Below are 2,545 nucleotides of genomic sequence, written 5' to 3' on the forward strand. Positions count from 1 at the left end.
CCACGGGAATATCTACGGCAGCAAGCCAGTAATGGGTTAAGTGATAACAGGTGTCTGGAAATATAGGGGCAAATCCACACTCCGACAATAAACTGCCGGCAATCAGATACAGAGACTCAGGAAAACATAACTGAAAAGCAACAAGTATTAAATAAAATTAATGCCTGTATCCATAATACCGGAGCCGAAGTCATTCGCCATATCGGCTCTAACGAGGCTGTATACGATATTGATCGTATTAGGCAAGCCTTGGGGGATAAACAACTGACAGCCGTGGCGTATTCGTATGGAACTCAAATTGCAGCCTTATATGCAGAACGTTTTCCCTACAACGTAAGATCTATCGTTCTTGATGGAGTCGTCGATATCGATGACCTGGAGGACAACTTCACATGGCAACTCAAACAGGCACAGAGTTATCAGGAAACGTTTGATCGCTTTGCATCCTGGTGTGCGCGTACAAAAAGTTGCCCGCTTTCTTCAGACAGAGATAAGGCAATAACTCAGTTCCATGAGCTATTATCAAAATTACATCACAAACCTTTATTAGACAGTAAGGGAGAAAATATATCTTCAGATGAACTCATATCATTAACAACAGACCTTCTGCTATGGCGTTCATCATGGCCAACCCTTGCAACTGCCATACGCCAGTTCTCTCAGGGGATTGTCAGTAATGAAATTGAAACTGCGCTCAGTGCTCCGATAGCCTCAGAAGAGTCAAGCGATGCTTCGGGGGTAATCCTCTGTGTAGATCAGGGGGATGAGCAATTAACACCAGAAGAGCGAAAATCCCGAAAAGACGCTCTTGCGAATGCCTTCCCGGCTATTAACTTTGACAATGGACGTTCCGATTCACCTGATTTTTGTGAATTATGGCCAATACATAGCGACCTGAACAAAACTCGCCTGAAAAATACTGTTCTGCCCTCTGGTTTACTGTTTGTAGCACACAAATACGACCCAACAACGCCCTGGATTAATGCCCGTAAGATGGCAGAGAAATTTTCCAGCCCGTTACTAACAATAAATGGTGATGGGCATACATTAGCTCTCACCGGAGTTAATTTATGTGTAGATAAAGCAGTTGTACATCACCTGATCACTCCACAAAAAATAGAAAATATATACTGCCCAGGAAATTCTGAAGCAGAAATACAATAATTTCAAAATATTCCGCTATTTGCTCCCAATGCAAAACATATATTGCATTGGGAGCATATTCATATTTTTGTTATTCTTGTATGAAATCGTCTCATGTACACGGTCCTTTTTCGCCGAAAACTGATATTACTTTAATCAAAAGTTGACGTGCCAGATTCGAAGTAAATTTATAAAATATCAAATCAATATACATTTTGCACCTTCGAGATAGTAATGGCTGTTACTGTAACATGAGTTACAAACAGCTTCATACCCAGAGCTACTGATGTATCAACACGATTCAACAATACCCGATATTTATTCCATGCCTCCAGCAACGATCTTTCTTCCTCCGTTGCGATTTCCAGATCTACAGCATCCTGCAGTGGCGCAATATACTCACTGAATTCCTGGATGTAGAACTGTGTGGTGACGGTCTTCCAGCCATTCGGCTCCTGCTGTATCGAAGCATACCAGGCTATTTCAATATCGCTATGCTGCGGCAGCATTTAACCCCTTGTAATTCATCGCCATAATTGATTTAATTCACAAATAAAACTATAACATGGTGAAATTAATGAAAAAAAACACAGATGATGGGGCTAAAATTTACACACCACTTACCCTAAAGCTTTATGACTGGTGGGTTTTGGGAGTATCAAATCGGCTTGCATGGGGATGTCCTACAAAGGAACACCTTCTTCCACACTTTCTGGAACATTTAGGTAACAACCATCTGGATATTGGTGTTGGAACTGGGTTTTACCTTACTCACGTACCTGAGAGTAGTCTGATATCTTTAATGGATTTGAACGAAGCTAGCCTGAACGCGGCATCTACAAGGGCTGGGGAATCAAAAATTAAACATAAAATTAGCCATGATGTTTTTGAACCTTATCCCGCGGCGTTACATGGTCAATTTGATTCCATTTCCATGTTTTACCTTCTTCACTGCCTGCCTGGAAATATATCTACAAAAAGCTGTGTAATACGCAATGCGGCGCAGGCCTTAACTGACGATGGAACTCTATACGGAGCCACAATTCTTGGCGATGGAGTTGTGCACAATAGCTTCGGTCAAAAACTGATGCGTATTTACAATCAGAAAGGCATCTTTTCAAACACAAAAGATTCCGAAGAAGGCTTAACACATATACTCTCAGAGCATTTCGAGAATGTTAAAACCAAGGTTCAAGGTACTGTAGTAATGTTTTCCGCTTCAGGGAAAAAATAGCATCCAACCGCAGCACGTTCTTGCTTAAGACGTGCTGCGGCATAATCCCAATGATTACTCCCTGACAGGGTTCGTAGGCCACTCAATATCAGGTGCAGTTGATGTATCAACACGGTTCAGCAACACCCGATACTTTTTCCAGGCTTCCAGCAATGAGGTTTCTTCCTC

Annotated in this window: 3 protein-coding genes and 2 pseudogenes; 2 read left to right on the forward strand and 3 right to left on the reverse strand. The window is 41.8% G+C overall.

Annotated features, from left to right (window positions below; translation table 11 throughout):
- Positions 1–78 precede the first annotated feature (78 nt).
- Positions 79–1,164 (forward strand): annotated as a pseudogene (locus tag BEB54_RS27875) (alpha/beta fold hydrolase); the annotation flags it as partial.
- Positions 1,165–1,346: 182 nt separating this feature from the next.
- Here BEB54_RS27875 and BEB54_RS29635 read toward each other — a convergent pair.
- Positions 1,347–1,559: pseudogene (locus tag BEB54_RS29635) on the reverse strand (tail fiber assembly protein); the annotation flags it as partial.
- 149 nt (positions 1,560–1,708) lie between these two features.
- Here BEB54_RS29635 and BEB54_RS27885 point away from each other — a divergent pair.
- Positions 1,709–2,377, forward strand: a complete 669-nt coding sequence (locus BEB54_RS27885; protein ID WP_000239881.1) for a class I SAM-dependent methyltransferase — start codon at positions 1,709–1,711, stop codon at positions 2,375–2,377.
- Here the strand turns inward: BEB54_RS27885 and BEB54_RS29870 are convergent.
- The gene (locus tag BEB54_RS29870) at positions 2,322–2,459 is read right to left on the reverse strand and encodes a hypothetical protein (RefSeq protein WP_001309429.1); all 138 of its coding nucleotides are present in this window, start codon (positions 2,457–2,459) and stop codon (positions 2,322–2,324) included. The two genes, BEB54_RS27885 and BEB54_RS29870, sit on opposite strands and share 56 nt — an antisense overlap.
- A partial coding sequence (locus tag BEB54_RS27895; RefSeq protein WP_001403767.1) for a tail fiber assembly protein occupies positions 2,432–2,545 on the reverse strand: 114 nt, incomplete at its 5' end. The genes BEB54_RS27895 and BEB54_RS29870, both read right to left, overlap by 28 nt.

This window comes from Escherichia sp. MOD1-EC6021 (assembly GCF_002965245.1).
GTDB lineage: Bacteria > Pseudomonadota > Gammaproteobacteria > Enterobacterales > Enterobacteriaceae > Escherichia > Escherichia coli_F.